This window comes from Oceanobacillus jordanicus, assembly GCF_022095695.1.
Classification (GTDB): Bacteria; Bacillota; Bacilli; order Bacillales; family Amphibacillaceae; genus Oceanobacillus_B; species Oceanobacillus_B jordanicus.
Genome location: NZ_JAIFZM010000002.1, coordinates 330,773 through 346,171, shown reverse-complemented (window position 1 = coordinate 346,171; position 15,399 = coordinate 330,773). Strand labels below are relative to the sequence as shown.

The following is a 15,399-nucleotide window of genomic DNA, read 5'->3' as shown; positions in this document are numbered from 1 at the left end:
CCTCTATTCAAAAAGATTTGGTAAAAATAACGTTATTTGTGGGACAAATGCGACAAGTAATAGCACGAGAAGGGCAATACCAAAGAATGGAACGAGCTCTCGTACCACTTTCCCCATGGTGACTCTACCTATTTGGGATGCAACAAAGAGACATACACCAACAGGCGGTGTCATTAAGCCGATTACTAATGTTAGAACCATCACTACACCAAATTGAATTGGGTCCATTCCAATTTGCGTTGCAACCGGTAATAATACTGGAAATAAGATTACAAGTGCTGCAATAGTTTCCATAAATGTACCCACGAATAATAGTAGTAAGATAATCAGTAATATCACGACGACAGAGTTAGTTGAAAATCCTAAAATGGAATCTGCTATTAGTTGGGGGATTTGCTCTCTTGTCATAATCCAACCAAATAGGTTAGCAAAACCTACTAATAACATGATAGAAGCCGCGCTTACCATTGACTTTAAGATGATTGATGGTAAATCTTTCACTTTCAACTCCTTATACACTAACAATCCGACCACAACAGCATAAAGAACTGCAATAATAGATGCTTCTGTTGGTGTGAAATAACCACCTAGAATTCCATACAAAATAATGATTGTCATAAACAGGGCCCAAAAAGCTCCACTAAAACTCGTCCAAATTTCTTTTAAAGTACTTCTTTTTCCTTTTGGATAACCTCTTTTTACGGAGATCAAGTAGGTTGGGATCATCAATCCGAGGCCTAGTAACAGACCTGGTATAATACCTGCTGCAAACAAATCACCAATGGAAAGTGCTGCTAGCGTACCGACCATAATCATCGGTAGAGACGGCGGGATAATGGGACCAACAACGGATGAAGATGCTGTAACCGCCGCAGAGAATCCTGCGCCATACCCTTGCTTTTTCATAGACGGGATCATAACAGAACCAATACTCGCTGTATCAGCTAATGCCGTACCAGAAATCCCGGAAAACCCCATCGATGCCCCAACATTCGCTAGGCCAAGTCCTCCACGAATATGTCCTAATATGCTATTTGCAAAATGTATAATCCTATCCGTAATACCTCCTGCGTTCATTAAATTACCAGCAAGAATAAAGCCTGGTATACAGAGGAGTGTAAAGGAATTTAAACCACCAAACATACGTTGAGGTATAATCGTTAACGGAATATCCCCTATAACTAAATAAAGAAGAGAGGCTAACCCTAAGCTGAAGGCAACAGGGATTCCTAGGAAGATTAAGACTATAAATGATCCAAATAATAATGCTGCCATAATTATTCCTCCTCGTAACCCTGTTCAAAATTATATTGATTCTTTAACAGGCGGATGATTTGAATGGTAGAAAAGTATGCCAAAAACACACCCAAAATGACAAACCCTGCATGTATATACGACATCGGGAAGTTCATCGTGGCAGATAATTGATTTGCACCAATTTCGGTGAATGTGAGGCCTTCCATCACTAAAACCACACTCAAAGCTAAAATAAGTAAATAGATGACAATCTCGTAATATTTACGGATTTTTAGTGGTATTCTTTTTAAAATAACGTCAACGTTTATATATTCCCCTTTTAACAACCCTAGTGGAGCACCAAAGCATATTGTAAAGATGAAGAAATATCGCGTTAATTCTTCTGTCCATACTGCGTTATATGGCAAATATCTAGCCATAATTTGGACAACCACTGCACTAATAACGCCTATAAAACTAACGATTGTTAGAAATCCGAGTAATCGCTCAATAAGCTTGGTCATTTCCTCCTGCACCATCCCTTCATAAAAAAAGCCACCTCTTTTTTATATCCCTTTGTCAATAAAGCAATAAGAGCTGCCCGTCCTACCTTCTCAAGGTAAAGAAGGCCAGCCCTTCATTTTTTGATTGGGTCCGTCTATTAATGTCTACTCAACTTCTAAAATCCGATTATAGAGATCTAGCTGTTCATCTGATAACGATTTTTCTACCGCTGGGATCATAACCTCTCTAAAGGCTTCTTGATCAACGTCAACAAATTCCATGCCATTGTCAGTTAATTCGCCTTCAATCTGTTCGATTTCTTCTTGGTAAAGCTCTTCTCCGATCTTCTGTGCCTCTTCGGCTGCCTCAAGAACTGCATCTCGTTGTTCATCATTCAACGCTTCAAGCTGCTCATTTCCTACTAATACATAAATCCATGAATGAACATGCTCCGTTCTATTTACATATTGCTGTACTTCATAAAGTCCACCGCTTTGGATTAAATCAACAGGGTTCTCTTGACCATCAATAACCCCTTGCTGAATTCCTGTGAAAACTTCATTAAAGTCCATTACTTGAGGGTTCGCTCCTGCAGCTTCCCATGTATCTAAAAATAATGGAACGTTTGGTACACGCATACTAAAGCCACTTAAGTCTGCAGGAGATTTAATTGGTTCTTTAGAAGTTAGGTTTCTCGGTGCACGTGTATGATAGTAAAGTGGAGTCAGCCCTGCTTCTTCTTTAATCTGATCTTCAATTTCCTGCCCAATCTCCCCTTCTACCACGGAAGTAACGTGATCTAAATCTCTAAAAGCATACGGTGCTGCCAATAGCGCGGCTTTTGGTGCCCAGTTTTGTAGAGTTTCCCCTGAGATAACTAAATCTGCTGTGCCCGCCTGAATGGAATTAATCGTATCTGTTTCGCCACCTAATGAATTATTCGGATAAATCTCTATTTCAATCTCACCACTGGTCTTTTCGTTTACTAGACTTGCAAATTCTTCGGCTGTTTTATGCCAAATATGGTTTTCATCAGATAAATGGCCTAATTTCCACTCGATGGTATCCCCATTTCCACCACTAGCCTCATCTGACCCACATGCTGCCAGAAACAATACAATTGCAGATAATATGATCGTTAATTTCATCTTCTTCATGATAACTCTCTCCCCTTTTTTAATTTGCTAGATACTCATAAACAGATGCAGCAATCGTAACCCCTTCTTTTCGATTCTTTTCCTCATTAAGCTGTTCAATTTCTCCTGGGATAAGAACCTTATCAAATCCTTCTGCAGGACTTGCGTTATGCAGTTCATCAATCATTTGGTCCATATTTTCTAGAAAACTATCTTTATCCGTAAAATAGGATGGATTGATCACACAGAAATAATGCCCTAAATGTCGGTACTTATCTAAATCCCCGTACATTTTATTAACGTGTGGACCAAAAGCAGCACCCGCTAATAATCCAGAAAATATATCAACAATTAAGGAAAGGCCATAGCCTTTAGGCCCACCAAATGGGCTTAGTGCTTCTACTTTAGAAGGATCTGTGACAGTATTCCCCTCAGCATCAACACCCCAGCCTGCCGGAATATCTTTGCCTTCTTCTTTAAATTGTAAAATCTTCCCTAGCGCTACTGTAGAAGTTGCCATATCTAGTATGAACGGCTTTTTCTTTTTTGCTGGAACTCCATAGGCTATTGGGTTTGTACCTAAGAAAGGCTTCTTCCCACCAAATGGAACAACAATTTTATCGGTATGTGTCATCGCAATCCCAATCAACTGTTCTTCAGCTGCCCTGTTTACAAAATAGCTTAAGGCCCCGCAATGGCTACTGTTCATTGCTGTAACCATTCCAACCCCATTTTCTTTTGCGGATTCAATCGCTACTTCCATTGCCTTATCTGCAATGACATGTCCAAACCCATTATCACCATCTACGACAGCAGTAACCGGACCCGTTTTGTTGACTGAAATGTTCGGAGCTTTATTCAATCCACCTTCATTTAGTCTATTAATATAGTGTTCTGTTCTTAAGACACCATGAGAACTCACACCTCTTAGATCTGCATGGATTAAAATGCTAGCTACTTTTTCTGCATGGTCATTCTCTAAGCCTGCTTGTTCCAATTTAGCTACTACCAGACGTTTAACTTCTTCTGCTTGTACTGTTACTGTGCTCATCGATGCCTGCTAATCCAGATTACGGTTATAACCTTATATTTTTGTATTTCCTTTCCAAACCTTATTCGAGTGAAAGCCTATTACTATAATTGCAATCGCTTGCAAAAACAAGCAAGCTTACTTCTTTATCTGTTCGCTTTCTATGTGGGTAACTGGGGTGAATCTTCTTAATTCATATTCTTGTTTCCGTTCTTCTTCCTGAATCTCTTTCAGTAAACAACTTGCTGCTTCAACACCTATTTCTACAGTTGGTTGTTTTATTATCGTGATAGGTGGATTCAATAAATCCAAATAAACAGAGAAATCAATCGTGATCACATTTATATCACGTGGTATTTTTAAGCGCTTACTTTTTAGAAATTTTAGTAACTCTATTAAAGAAACATCATTCACTGTAAAGAACCCTTTAGGCAAATCATTATTTCTATATAACGTTTTTAGATGCTCGGAGACTTTTTGGCTATTCCCTTCTACAATCCAATCTTCTTTGAGTTGAATACCTCTCCTGGCTAATGCTTTCCTAAATCCTTCTAGTCGTTCTTCACGTGGTGTCATGTTTTTCTTTAGAGGCGGTAATACAATACCTGCTTCTTGTATCCCATTTTGATAAAAGGACTCTACTGCAATTTCTGCTGCTGCATCATTATCTAACAAGAAGGTTGGATATATATTTCCATCTACCTTTCTATCTATGAAAACGACCGGGAATTGCAATTCCTTTAAATACTGATAGTAATCAAAATTGCCTGTAGTCGGAAAAATGATTAAACCATCTACTTGCTTAGCTAATAAAATATCAATGTACTTTCTTTCTTTTGCTGAATTGTCGTCTGCATTACAAACAATGAGTTGAAAATTGTTTCGCTCACATTCATCTTCTATAGCACGAATAACTTCCGTGGTGAAAGAATGTAAAATATTTGCGACGATAACACCGATCGTCCGAGTCTTCTTTTGTTTCAGACTTTTAGCGGTAAAGTTCGGCACATACTGGAGCTCTTCGATGGCATTCTTAATCCGTTCTTTTGTAGGCTCCGACATATATGTAAAACGATTATTTATATACTGTGATACCGTACTTTTAGAAATTCCTGCTAACTTTGCAACATCAGCCATCGTAGATTTTTTCATAAATGCCCCCTCCATGTATGTAGTAAACCGGTTTAGTAAATCGGTTTAAGTAAATTATATTTGAAACCCCTTACAATTTCAACCCTTTTTATCTGAAACTTCTATTTTATATGCTGGAAGCTGTCGGTAACTTTCATGCATTCGCAAACGAGCGGAGCGACATCTTTACATAACCTATTACTTTTTTCGTTATAATGGTTTATATAAGATATAATAGATTGAATAGTAATGGATTGATTATTGATCGAAGAAGGGCTAATACACAAATTATGACAAAACTTAACTCGCAAACATCAGAATACATATACACCTGCACACATGGTCTCGAAGAAAAATCTCTCAGTGCATTAGAACAAAGGGCTCTCTTCGGAGAAGAAGCTGATAACCTGATAAAAAGCACAAGAAACATCGATCCTAGCAGGAGTCCATTTATAAAGGGAAGACTCTCAATTCTTTTCTCTGGCAAATCTGTTCAGGAAATCGCTAAACAGGTTCATCAAATCGAGCTTAGTGACCAAACCTTTAAGGTACTCTACATAAAAATAAATGACCTATCCAATGAACAAAAAATAGAATATGCAGAACGTCGGATTATTGAAAAAGAGATTGGATGGAATATCATCGGAGAGGCGCAGATGAAAAATCCTGATATCCTTTTCGGTATTGTACCGTTTAAAGGGCGGTGGTACTTTGGGACTTACCAAGAAAGCGAGTCCGTATGGCTCCATCATGTGAAGAAACCTCAAGAATACTCGACTGCAATAAGCACACGTTTGGCCAGAGCTGTTGTAAATATAGCAGTTCCATACCCATCAGGTGTCCGCGTAATCGATCCTTGCTGTGGAATAGGAACGGTACTTGTCGAAGCACTCTCCATGGGGATCCAGATTGTTGGTTCTGACCGCAATCCATTAGTAGTAAAGGGATCCAGGGAAAATATCTCTTATTTTAACTATGACGGACGAGTGAAAGTACAAGATATTGCCGAGGAAGAAGGCCATTATGATGTGGCAATCATTGATATGCCTTACAACATTTACTCCAGTGCTACTCCGGAAGAGCAGTTCGTTATTATCAAGCACGCAAAAAGAATAGCGAAGAGAGTCGTGATTCTTACAATCGAAGACATGGACGAGATGATATTGATGGCTGGTTTTAAGATAGTCGATCGATGTGTTGCTCATAAGGGGGTAAAGAAGCTTTTCTCACGGCAGGTAATTGTGTGTGAATAGCAGGAGGCGATGTGCTCTGATAATAGGAGTACCTAAATCAGTCCTCCTTCTATATATCCCTCAAGAACTTTTGCTTCTACTAGGCAATTGACTACCCTCTAACTCTACCTCCTTCCTGCCTCCGTTAATAGTAAACCATATCTCTATATAGAAAGAAGTGAAGACATGGGTGAATCAATATTGCTCGTTGAAGATGATAAGCAAATCCATGAAATGGTTTCGAACCATTTAAAAAAAGAAGGATTTAGGATCACATCGGCATTTGATGGCGAAGAAGCAATGAAACTCTTTTCAGGAGAAGTATTTGATTTGGTGATACTTGATTTAATGTTACCTTCTTCTAACGGATTAGATATTTTACAGGATATCAGGAAGGACAGCCTGCTCCCTATCTTGATTATGTCTGCTAAAGATAGCGATCTTGATAAAGCCCTTGGACTTGGTTTTGGGGCAGATGATTATATAGGAAAACCGTTTTCGCTTATAGAAATGACAGCCAGGGTCAAGGCTGCATTACGGCGATCAACGCAATATAGTCAATCGAACCCGGATAATCATGATCAGGTAGTGAAGGTGTCTAATCTTGAAATCAATCTGAATAACTTTTCCGTATTAAAAAATGGAGAGGAAATGAATTTGACTGCAAAGGAATTTCAGATATTGCGTTTACTAGCGACGAATCCAAACCAAGTATTTACGAAAGGTCAACTTTTTGAAAGTGTATGGAGGGAAACGTATTACGGAGATGATAATGTTATAAACGTCCATATTCGTAGACTTAGGGGAAAAATTGAAGATGATCCTTCTTCCCCTAAACACATAAAGACAATATGGGGGATTGGTTACAAAATGGAGATAAACCCATGATATATGCTTTATCTGTTCTTCTACTTCTCCTGTTATTAATAGTTTATCGGTTTTATAGAGTAAAGAAGCAAATCAACCAAAATCTCTCGTATATTTCTAAAAAGCTGAACAGTATTATTTCGGATGAGTCAGCTGAACGGTTGTTATTATTTACTGATAAAAAGCAGATAAGAGAGCTGTTAATTGAAATTAATTATTTGCTTGATTACCATCAGGAATACACGGCTGAAGTTGCTCGTGTGAGAACGTCAATGAATCGCATGCTTACAAATGTTTCACATGACTTAAAGACACCACTTACTGTTATTTTAGGATATATTGAGACAATACAGCATAATAAGGAGATCACTCCTGAAGAACGAGCTGCTCTTTTGGCCACGGTGAATGAAAAAGTAATTGAAGTAGCCAGTCTAATGAATAAATTTTTTGATTTAGCAAAGCTTGAATCAGATGACTGGCAGCTGGAAATGAGTAAGATACATATAAATGAGGTATGCAGAAAAACAATACTCGTCTATTATGATACGTTAACCACCAAAGGCTTTGACGTATTAATTGATATACCAAAGGAGTCTATTTTTCTTTATGCAGATGCAGATGCCATTACCCGTGTTTTGGAGAATTTATTATCAAATGCCATTCGATATGGGAAGGACGGAAAAGTAGTCGGCCTAACCTTGCGTCAAGATAGCGAGCATGTGTTTATCGACATTTTGGATAGAGGAAAAGGGATAAAAGAAACAGAAACGAACCAAATCTTTGAACGATTGTACACCTTGGAGGATTCAAGAAGCTCTTCCGTAGAAGGAAGTGGCCTAGGGCTAACCATTGCAAAACGATTAACGGAACGGATGCACGGGCATATTGAATTTTCCAGCGTTCCTTTTAAGCAGACGGTCTTCACAATTAAATTCAAAAAATAACTTAAGAAAATAGTAAGGATTCAGTAATAAAAACGACAGTTTCCTTTGATATAGTGAAGTTACGTTAAGAAAGGAAGTTGTTGTATGACCTATATTCTTAGAACCTACCAGTTAACAAAGGCTTATAAGAAGGAAGAAGTTGTTTCAGATATAAATATGAATGTCCGACGTGGTGAGATTTATGGTTTTCTTGGCCCAAACGGTGCAGGGAAAACAACGATTATGAAAATGATAACCAATCTTGTTAATCCAACAGGAGGAGAAATAGAGGTATTAGGAGAAAAATTACACTCCACCTCTTATGAACTATTAAAAAGAATGGGAAGCATTATTGAATACCCCATTTTTTATGAAAAACTCTCTGCTAAAAAAAACCTAGAGCTGCATTGCGAATACATGGGGTACTATAATAAAAAGGCTATTCCTGAGGCATTGAAGCTAGTAAATTTAGTCAACATTGAAGAAAAACCCGTGAAAGAGTTTTCGCTTGGTATGAAACAAAGGCTCGGTATTGCAAGAGCAATCATAACGAAACCAGATTTACTTATATTAGATGAACCAGTGAATGGATTAGACCCTGTTGGGATGCACGAATTACGCGATTTGTTTTTGAAGCTCAGCAGACAATACGGAATTACCCTGTTGATCTCTAGCCATATTCTTGGGGAAATCGAGCAAATTGCCGATACAATAGGTGTGATCCGTGAAGGCAAACTGATAGAAGAGGCTTCAATGGATAAGATCCGCAGCAAACATACAGATCATACGGAGTTATTTGTAACCAACTATTCAAAAGCTGCTTTTGTTCTGGAAAATGAATTGAAACTGGTTAACTTCCGAGTGATAGAAAAAGAGGGTTTAATAAAAATCTATGATCATCATCTTTCTCAAAATGACATTATCCAGGCTATGGTTCGCAACGAGATAGAAATTGGTGCTATAAAGAAGAAAAATCAATCACTTGAAGAATATTTCTTACAACGAATAGGAGGAGGCAATAACCATGCTTAATCTTATCAAGTTGGAAATAAGAAGAATGAATAGTGGTAGTGTCTTATTAAATTTTATGTTGATAAATGTGGGAATTATCGGGATTCTCTTATTGCTTGGTTTAGATTCAGAGGCTGCTACAGAGTTCCTTGCAAGCCCCGAAGATGTTATGAGGTTGATTGAATTATTAGTTGTAGCGGCATTTGTAATCAATGCATCTGTATTGCTTTCTAACTTGATAATCGAAGAGTTTAAGAATAAAACCATCTTGGTGTTATTCATGTATCCAATCAATAGGAAGAAGCTTCTTTTGGCAAAGGTACTAGTTATAAGTATGTTAACATTTTTATTTGTTATCATGTCAGAGATCATTGTGTTTTCCAGTTTTTCCGCGATTAATAATATGTATGCCCCTATTACGGTACCTTTACCGACAGATCTCTTAGCTGATAAGATAATTCACTTAATTGTTACAGCAGTGGCATGTGCTGGAATGTCTTTAATTCCTTTATTTTTTGGGATGATTAAATATTCTGTTCCAGCAACGATTACTTCTTCTATTCTTATTATCGCAATCTTATCTTCCTCTTTTGAAAGTGGGATCGGAGCTAACCTGTTTTCTTATACCATAATACCAATTATGCTAGGGATCATTGGTTTTGTTGTAGCGAATCTAGTGATAAGTAGAGTAGTAAAAAGGGATTTTTAAGTCTGAGGAGGATATTAAGTTCGGTCGTAACTGATAAGAATAATATAATTATTTCTCAGTTTTCAATTTAGAGGTTTAAGTTAGCAATTTAAAACTACACAGATAAGTTTTTACTTATTAAGTAGAATTAGAGCATATTCGCCATCCATCACTCTAATTCTACTTAATTACTCAATCAAACTTCTTTAGGTGTTTTTTCACACATAAAATGTTGTTACTCTAAGTCATCTAAAGCTTTACCCGATCCTTATATTTATCGATTAATAACTGATTATGTTCATCTGCACCTTCTATGTTGCCACTTAGAAAGACTGGTGGTTCAAAGTTATTGTCTGCCATTTGTTTAATAGATTCTGCAAAAATCGCATTTAATATAGTAGACCCAATTACCGTAGAGCTAGGAGAAAAGTTAACATCTACTTTGTCATGAGATAAGAGTGCATCTCCAACCGGAGCATGATTGTCAATTACTAGATCCACAGCATCGAATAAGTGCAGTTCACTAGTATGCCGCGAAGGTTGGCTAGAAGAATATGAAATCGAAGTTATACCAATAACAAAAGCTCCTTTACTTTTAGCAATTTTTGCTACGTCTACTGGGACCGGATTTCTTCCTGACGTAGAGATAACGATAATGAGATCACTGTTTCGAATATCCTGAGACTCCATAAATGTTTTTGCATAGTCATTCTTTCTTTCAAAAGCAGAAGAACGAACAGCACCTTCATGAAGCATTAAAGGTTCATGTAAAACAGGGTGAATTGGAACTAGACCACCTGCACGATAATAGACTTCTTCTGTTAAAATATGTGAATGGCCGCACCCAAATAAATGGACAACCCCACCATTTTGTATGACTTCCGCAACTTTTTTTGCAGCAAGAGACATTCCTTCCAGTTCTTCTTTTTCTACAATGGCGAGTAAATTCGCGATTTTACTGAAATATTTATCAATCATTATAATCCCTCCACTTCTGCTAGAATCTCCGATACTTTGGCTGGAATTGTAGCTCCAGTACTTTTGTCAATCGTTGATCCAAAGATATGTGGCATAAAGAAATCAATATCGATATCTTTAATTGCTGTAAAAATCGCTTTTATGTTGTTTACATCGATTCCACCTGCAGGTTCAACACCGCGAATCCCTTCTGCAGCAGCCACTCTCGTTAGATATACTAATTCTTCTAAGTGTTGCGTACCCTTAATTGGCATCATTTTTATACTCTCAATCCCATATCCTCTTGCTACTTCAATAAATTCCTCGACTTGCATTACTTGTTGTGAAACAGCTAATTTAATCTTCCCTACTTCTCCTGTTGGTTGAATAAGTGCATTGACTAATTGAGCTGAAGCACCTTTTCTATCAAGATAGCGTCTCGCATAGGATGCCGTTTCAAATGGCTGGTTGATATGGCCTGGGCTTGAGGCAACCGCTATGTCTAAGACCTTTTTCCAATTAGCAGGATTTCCACCACCACCGAGGCCGATACTCACCGTATTCGTAATAGATTTTAATTCCTCTACCTTCTTTACAGCCGCGTCGACAGTATCAAATTTATCTGATACAATGCCTGGTACTACACAACCTGATCCAGCTTCTATTATTGCCTCAGCATTCTCTCGGTCATTCGCTAAAAAATTGAATAGAAATTTATCATAAAGTTTTTCTTTCATGGCGTGTCACACCTTTACTATTTCATACTAATTCCATATGTTATCTAATATTATTTTAGGTCTTTCATGATTTTGACCATATTCTCCAAAGCTGTATTAATAATATGTTCGCCTTTTTGTTTCGTAGCTAGGCTTGCATCTCCTAATACAGCTGTTTCTGTAAAATCCTCCCAAGGTGTAGGAGTGAAATCTGCATGCTGAGGAATAGTTGGTATATCTGTAAGTGCCTTTTCCATGTTTACCAATTCAGGTGCAAGGTAAAGCATGAACGATGTTTCAATTTCACATGCGTGGAAGTAAGTATTGTGAGTGGAGCTTTTTTCTCTCACTTCAGCTGCAGCATTGTTCATACCAGGATAAAAGAAATAAATCACCCGCATTTCTGGGCACGATTCATACAACACACGTGCCGCTTCTTTTAATGCCGTTTGATTCCCTAAATGGCCATTTACCATAACAAATGTTTTGAAGCCTTGTTTATATAGACTTTCTCCAATATCAACGAGAAAAGCAATCATGGAATTATTTTTTATATTAATACTTCCAGGAAAATTGCGTAGGCTCCATACTTGTCCATAAGGTAAAGTTGGTAATACAAGAGCCTTTGTTCGTTCCGCCAATTTGTGGGAGAGCCGCTCCGCAAGAAAATTATCCGTCCCCAGTGGTAAATGCGGGCCATGTGCCTCTACCGCACCAACTGGTAAGATAGCAACTTTTGATTGATTAATTTTTTCTTTTACGTCAAACGAAGTTTCATATTGGAATTCCATTTTATCACCATCCAATTTATTAAAAATTTTTCAAGGTAGAAATGTAAGGCCGTTACAATGCCTTTCAACCTATTTTTTAAATGTGAAGCAACGTGCAGGGTTTTGGATGAAAAACTTATTAATTAACTTTGCACCATCAAAGCCATTTTGATTTGCTTCATCAATGAATCGTGGAACCCATTTGCCAATAATATACTCCAAGCCTAATCCATGGTCATAATGTTTATAGTAAGACTTTCTTGCTGTGTCACCACTTACTAAAATCTGATCCTCATATCCCTTTTTAACAAGTTCTAAGATACATTGAATTCGGGTGCTTTCTGGTGCATATTTAATTTTCGAAATACCATCAAAAGATAATAATGCACCAGTTTGGGCTACTTTCTCATGATAATAAGGATCGGGGTTCCGATCCATATGGCCGAAACTAATATATTCTAAATCTATACCTTCACTCTTTAGTAATTCAATTTGTTCAAGCCCCATTGTTCCTGCTTCTGTATGAGAGTGCAAAGGCGCCTTTGTTTCATGGTGTGCTCTTGCTACCGCGCGTAATGTTTTTTCCTCTAATGGTGTTATCCTGTTATAGCCTGTACCAAATTTCACCTGTCCTCCCCGTATAGTCGTACCTTCAAGTCCCTCTTCCACTTCACGGATTACGAAATCAGCTAGCTCGTTAATTGATTTTGCCTCTATCCATTCAGAATACCTATCATAGTCACCTGTTAGTCTTTTAACATGTTCAGGGATTGGGGCATCCCATAGAAAACTCTTGTTAAATCCTGCAGTCCCAATAATCGTAATGCCAGTTTCTTCTGCAATCTCTTTGACTGCTTGCACGTCACGCCCATAGTCGACTGCCGTGGCATCAACAATCGCCTGTCCGCCGAGATTTTTGAAATCTTGGACGTCCAGTTTGGATTTTTGTTTATCATCTAAAAGCAGGTCGTCTTTCTCTTGTTCAACCCAATACGGTGGACGACATACAATATGTTCGTGTGAATAGGTAAAACCTAATTTTGATGGCTCTATATCGCCGTGAAATGTTCTAATAAAACTCATTGAAATCACCCCTGATATAATTTATTAATTAAACTTAAAAAAGGGGACATACATCCCCTAACCCTCTTAATCTAGAAAAACAATTGTGCTAAAAATCGGATGATTGGACCTAAGATGAACATATCGGAATCTGCTGCCCACATTGCTGTATCTGGTACTGTACCAGGTAAAAGCATCTTCACCATTACAAATTGTCCCCATGCTACGACAGTGGATGTAATGAAACCACCCATGATGGCACCTCTTACCCCACCTGTGGCATTTCCGAATACCCCTGCAGTAGCAGAGTGGAAGAATAGCACAATCATCGTTGGTACAAACACATAGCTAACTGTATTCCCTAATATCACCAACCAAATTATTGCCCCAACGAATGATCCCAAGAATCCTAGGATTACTGCGTTTGGTGCAAAAGGGAAGACAACTGGGCTATCTAGCGCTGGTTTCGCACCAGGTACAATTTTCGTTGCAATTCCCTTAAAGGCAGGAACCATCTCCCCAATGAACATACGCACACCTAGTAACACAACTGCAATACCTGCAGCAAATGTGAATGACTGTATGATAGAATAAACAATAAAGTTTTGATCTCCTGCAGCATCTACTAGCGCCTGAGCTCCTGGTGTGTCCTTAAAGGAAATAATAATTGCTCCGACTAAGAATAATAGTCCCATTGTCAATGCTGTAATAACGTTTGAATCTCTTAAAAATTCTAACCCTTTTGGTAGTTTGATTTTCTCAGAATCATTTTCTTTATTACCTAAATACTTACCAGCCAAAGCAGCTAATAAGGATACAGACGCTGATGTATGTCCAAGTGCGATATTATCATTTCCCATGATCTTCCTCATAAAAGGCTGGGTTATAGCAGGCTGAAGTGTCCAATATAACCCCATAAACACGGCTAAGAATATAACGAGTTTACCGAAGGAGACATCTCCAGCAGTTTGAACAACAATTCCAGCGAAAATGGTGGTTGTCCAGAACATCATATGACCAGTTAAATAAATATATTTAAATCTAGTAAACCTAGCTAGTAAAACATTAATAACAAATCCTAACGTCATTGCTAAAGTAACTGCACTACCATACTTCGCGTTAAATGCTTCTTGGCCCATGAAATCACCAAGCGGCTCTGCCGAAAGATTAAAAACTTCTTTCCACAACGGTTCAAAAACAGTCAAGGCACCTGTGATTACGGTGGAACCAGCACTTATGATTAAAAAACCAATAATGGCTTTAAACGTACCGCTAATTACCTGACTCGCCGTTTTTTTCTGTAGTAGTAATCCTAATAGAACGATGAAACCTAGTAGAATCGCGGCTTGCCCAAAAATATTCGTTGCAACCCAAAAAATAGCATCCATTTACGTTTCCCCCCTGGTTAATTTAACTTTCGATGTTCTCATCTATTGCATTGTTTATTTCTTCCATATCAAAATAGTTATTCACTATGAAGACTTTTGCGCTATGCTCCACAAGGCTTTCTGCTAATTCATTACTTGTAATGATATAATCCGCCTGCATTGTTGAAGCAGTCGAAACATCCATATGCTCCACCTCCGCACTAATTCCTTTATCTGCTAATGCTTGTTCAACATTCATTTTCAAGATTAGGCTTGTTCCCTGACCTAGTCCGCAAACAGTAAGTACTTTCATCATCACTTATCTCTCCATTTCTAAAATGTTTTTTATTTCTTCATAAGTTGTTGCCGAAGTTAATTTTTCAACATTGGCAGAGTCATTGAGTAGCCCAGTTAATTTTCGAAGTAAGGTGATATGTTCCTCACTCGAAGATGCCCCTAACCCAAACACAAGTCGTACCGGATCGTTTGAAGAATGACCAAACACTACAGGTTCCTTTAATTGCACAAATGAAACAGAAGCTTCATTTACCCCATCCTCTGGTCGTGCATGTGGAATGGCAATACTAGGGGCTAGTACAAAGTAAGGTCCGTTTTTTTGATAGGAAAACTTCATCGCTTCAATGTATGATTTTTCTACAAGTCCAGCTTGCCTCAGTAAGTCTCCTGCAATTTCAATAGCATCTTCTGCATCCGCTGCTTCTACACCAACTGATACAATGTCTTTTTCTAAAAATCTCATCTCTTTCAC

17 protein-coding genes are annotated in these 15,399 nt (G+C 38.0%); 5 read left to right on the top strand and 12 right to left on the bottom strand.

Going from position 1 to position 15,399, the window contains the following annotated elements:
* Window positions 1-3 precede the first annotated feature (3 nt).
* The 5 genes from K3T81_RS03765 to K3T81_RS03745 all read right to left on the bottom strand — a co-directional run bounded on the left by K3T81_RS03765 (window position 4) and on the right by K3T81_RS03745 (window position 5,058).
* Complete coding sequence (locus tag K3T81_RS03765; RefSeq protein ID WP_106897729.1) at window positions 4-1,278, bottom strand: TRAP transporter large permease; 1,275 nt, start codon at window positions 1,276-1,278, stop codon at window positions 4-6.
* The gene (locus tag K3T81_RS03760) at window positions 1,278-1,760 is read right to left on the bottom strand and encodes a TRAP transporter small permease (protein ID WP_238018338.1); all 483 of its coding nucleotides are present in this window, start codon (window positions 1,758-1,760) and stop codon (window positions 1,278-1,280) included. Before K3T81_RS03760 ends, K3T81_RS03765 begins: the two co-directional genes overlap by 1 nt.
* Window positions 1,761-1,904: 144 nt before the next feature.
* The gene (locus tag K3T81_RS03755) at window positions 1,905-2,897 is read right to left on the bottom strand and encodes a TRAP transporter substrate-binding protein (protein ID WP_238018337.1); all 993 of its coding nucleotides are present in this window, start codon (window positions 2,895-2,897) and stop codon (window positions 1,905-1,907) included.
* A gap of 19 nt (window positions 2,898-2,916) precedes the next feature.
* Window positions 2,917-3,927, bottom strand: a complete 1,011-nt coding sequence (gene allD / locus K3T81_RS03750) for an ureidoglycolate dehydrogenase (protein WP_106897731.1) — start codon at window positions 3,925-3,927, stop codon at window positions 2,917-2,919.
* Window positions 3,928-4,044: 117 nt separating this feature from the next.
* Entirely contained in the window at window positions 4,045-5,058 is a 1,014-nt protein-coding gene (locus K3T81_RS03745) for a substrate-binding domain-containing protein (protein ID WP_238018336.1), read from the bottom strand.
* Window positions 5,059-5,327: 269 nt separating this feature from the next.
* Between K3T81_RS03745 and K3T81_RS03740 the strand changes: the two genes are divergently transcribed.
* From K3T81_RS03740 to K3T81_RS03720, 5 genes are all read left to right on the top strand, one after another.
* Window positions 5,328-6,290, top strand: coding sequence for a TRM11 family SAM-dependent methyltransferase (locus K3T81_RS03740; RefSeq protein WP_238018406.1), 963 nt, complete (start codon window positions 5,328-5,330; stop codon window positions 6,288-6,290).
* Window positions 6,291-6,455: 165 nt separating this feature from the next.
* Window positions 6,456-7,157, top strand: a complete 702-nt coding sequence (locus K3T81_RS03735; RefSeq protein WP_275949815.1) for a response regulator transcription factor — start codon at window positions 6,456-6,458, stop codon at window positions 7,155-7,157.
* On the top strand, window positions 7,154-8,080 hold the full coding sequence (locus K3T81_RS03730; protein ID WP_238018334.1) for a sensor histidine kinase: 927 nt from the start codon (window positions 7,154-7,156) through the stop codon (window positions 8,078-8,080). Before K3T81_RS03735 ends, K3T81_RS03730 begins: the two co-directional genes overlap by 4 nt.
* An 84-nt stretch (window positions 8,081-8,164) precedes the next feature.
* Entirely contained in the window at window positions 8,165-9,091 is a 927-nt protein-coding gene (locus K3T81_RS03725) for an ABC transporter ATP-binding protein (RefSeq protein ID WP_238018331.1), read from the top strand.
* A complete protein-coding gene (locus tag K3T81_RS03720) occupies window positions 9,084-9,779 on the top strand; it encodes an ABC transporter permease (protein ID WP_238018329.1) in 696 nt (231 codons plus the stop codon). Before K3T81_RS03725 ends, K3T81_RS03720 begins: the two co-directional genes overlap by 8 nt.
* Window positions 9,780-10,007: 228 nt before the next feature.
* Here the strand turns inward: K3T81_RS03720 and K3T81_RS03715 are convergent, their stop codons facing one another.
* The 7 genes from K3T81_RS03715 to K3T81_RS03685 form a co-directional block, all read right to left on the bottom strand.
* Window positions 10,008-10,736, bottom strand: a complete 729-nt coding sequence (locus tag K3T81_RS03715) for an SIS domain-containing protein (protein ID WP_238018328.1) — start codon at window positions 10,734-10,736, stop codon at window positions 10,008-10,010.
* Window positions 10,736-11,452 carry a KDGP aldolase gene (locus tag K3T81_RS03710; RefSeq protein WP_238018327.1) on the bottom strand — a complete coding sequence of 239 codons (717 nt, stop codon included), beginning with the start codon at window positions 11,450-11,452 and terminating at the stop codon, window positions 10,736-10,738. The genes K3T81_RS03715 and K3T81_RS03710 overlap by 1 nt, the downstream gene beginning before the upstream one ends.
* Before the next feature lie 50 nt (window positions 11,453-11,502).
* Window positions 11,503-12,222: a creatininase family protein gene (locus K3T81_RS03705; RefSeq protein ID WP_238018326.1), complete on the bottom strand. Its 720-nt coding sequence runs from the start codon at window positions 12,220-12,222 to the stop codon at window positions 11,503-11,505.
* A 69-nt stretch (window positions 12,223-12,291) separates the two neighbouring features.
* On the bottom strand, window positions 12,292-13,284 hold the full coding sequence (locus tag K3T81_RS03700) for a phosphotriesterase family protein (RefSeq protein ID WP_238018325.1): 993 nt from the start codon (window positions 13,282-13,284) through the stop codon (window positions 12,292-12,294).
* 71 nt (window positions 13,285-13,355) lie between these two features.
* Window positions 13,356-14,651, bottom strand: coding sequence for a PTS ascorbate transporter subunit IIC (locus tag K3T81_RS03695; protein ID WP_036575836.1), 1,296 nt, complete (start codon window positions 14,649-14,651; stop codon window positions 13,356-13,358).
* 22 nt (window positions 14,652-14,673) lie between these two features.
* Window positions 14,674-14,943, bottom strand: coding sequence for a PTS sugar transporter subunit IIB (locus K3T81_RS03690; protein WP_036576616.1), 270 nt, complete (start codon window positions 14,941-14,943; stop codon window positions 14,674-14,676).
* Between the two features lie 6 nt (window positions 14,944-14,949).
* A complete protein-coding gene (locus K3T81_RS03685) occupies window positions 14,950-15,390 on the bottom strand; it encodes a PTS sugar transporter subunit IIA (protein ID WP_106897739.1) in 441 nt (146 codons plus the stop codon).
* Window positions 15,391-15,399: the final 9 nt, after the last annotated feature.

Bases quoted from the DNA above. Each gene is read 5' to 3' on its own strand.
- K3T81_RS03760 (WP_238018338.1), bottom strand. From the start codon at position 1,760: ATGACCAAGCTTATTGAGCGATTACTCGGATTTCTAACAATCGTTAGT.
- K3T81_RS03755 (WP_238018337.1), bottom strand. From the start codon at position 2,897: ATGAAGAAGATGAAATTAACGATCATATTATCTGCAATTGTATTGTTT.
- allD (WP_106897731.1), bottom strand. From the start codon at position 3,927: ATGAGCACAGTAACAGTACAAGCAGAAGAAGTTAAACGTCTGGTAGTA.
- K3T81_RS03745 (WP_238018336.1), bottom strand. From the start codon at position 5,058: ATGAAAAAATCTACGATGGCTGATGTTGCAAAGTTAGCAGGAATTTCT.
- K3T81_RS03740 (WP_238018406.1), top strand. From the start codon at position 5,328: ATGACAAAACTTAACTCGCAAACATCAGAATACATATACACCTGCACA.
- K3T81_RS03735 (WP_275949815.1), top strand. From the start codon at position 6,456: ATGGGTGAATCAATATTGCTCGTTGAAGATGATAAGCAAATCCATGAA.
- K3T81_RS03730 (WP_238018334.1), top strand. From the start codon at position 7,154: ATGATATATGCTTTATCTGTTCTTCTACTTCTCCTGTTATTAATAGTT.
- K3T81_RS03725 (WP_238018331.1), top strand. From the start codon at position 8,165: ATGACCTATATTCTTAGAACCTACCAGTTAACAAAGGCTTATAAGAAG.
- K3T81_RS03720 (WP_238018329.1), top strand. From the start codon at position 9,084: ATGCTTAATCTTATCAAGTTGGAAATAAGAAGAATGAATAGTGGTAGT.
- K3T81_RS03715 (WP_238018328.1), bottom strand. From the start codon at position 10,736: ATGATTGATAAATATTTCAGTAAAATCGCGAATTTACTCGCCATTGTA.
- K3T81_RS03710 (WP_238018327.1), bottom strand. From the start codon at position 11,452: ATGAAAGAAAAACTTTATGATAAATTTCTATTCAATTTTTTAGCGAAT.
- K3T81_RS03705 (WP_238018326.1), bottom strand. From the start codon at position 12,222: ATGGAATTCCAATATGAAACTTCGTTTGACGTAAAAGAAAAAATTAAT.
- K3T81_RS03700 (WP_238018325.1), bottom strand. From the start codon at position 13,284: ATGAGTTTTATTAGAACATTTCACGGCGATATAGAGCCATCAAAATTA.
- K3T81_RS03695 (WP_036575836.1), bottom strand. From the start codon at position 14,651: ATGGATGCTATTTTTTGGGTTGCAACGAATATTTTTGGGCAAGCCGCG.
- K3T81_RS03690 (WP_036576616.1), bottom strand. From the start codon at position 14,943: ATGAAAGTACTTACTGTTTGCGGACTAGGTCAGGGAACAAGCCTAATC.
- K3T81_RS03685 (WP_106897739.1), bottom strand. From the start codon at position 15,390: ATGAGATTTTTAGAAAAAGACATTGTATCAGTTGGTGTAGAAGCAGCG.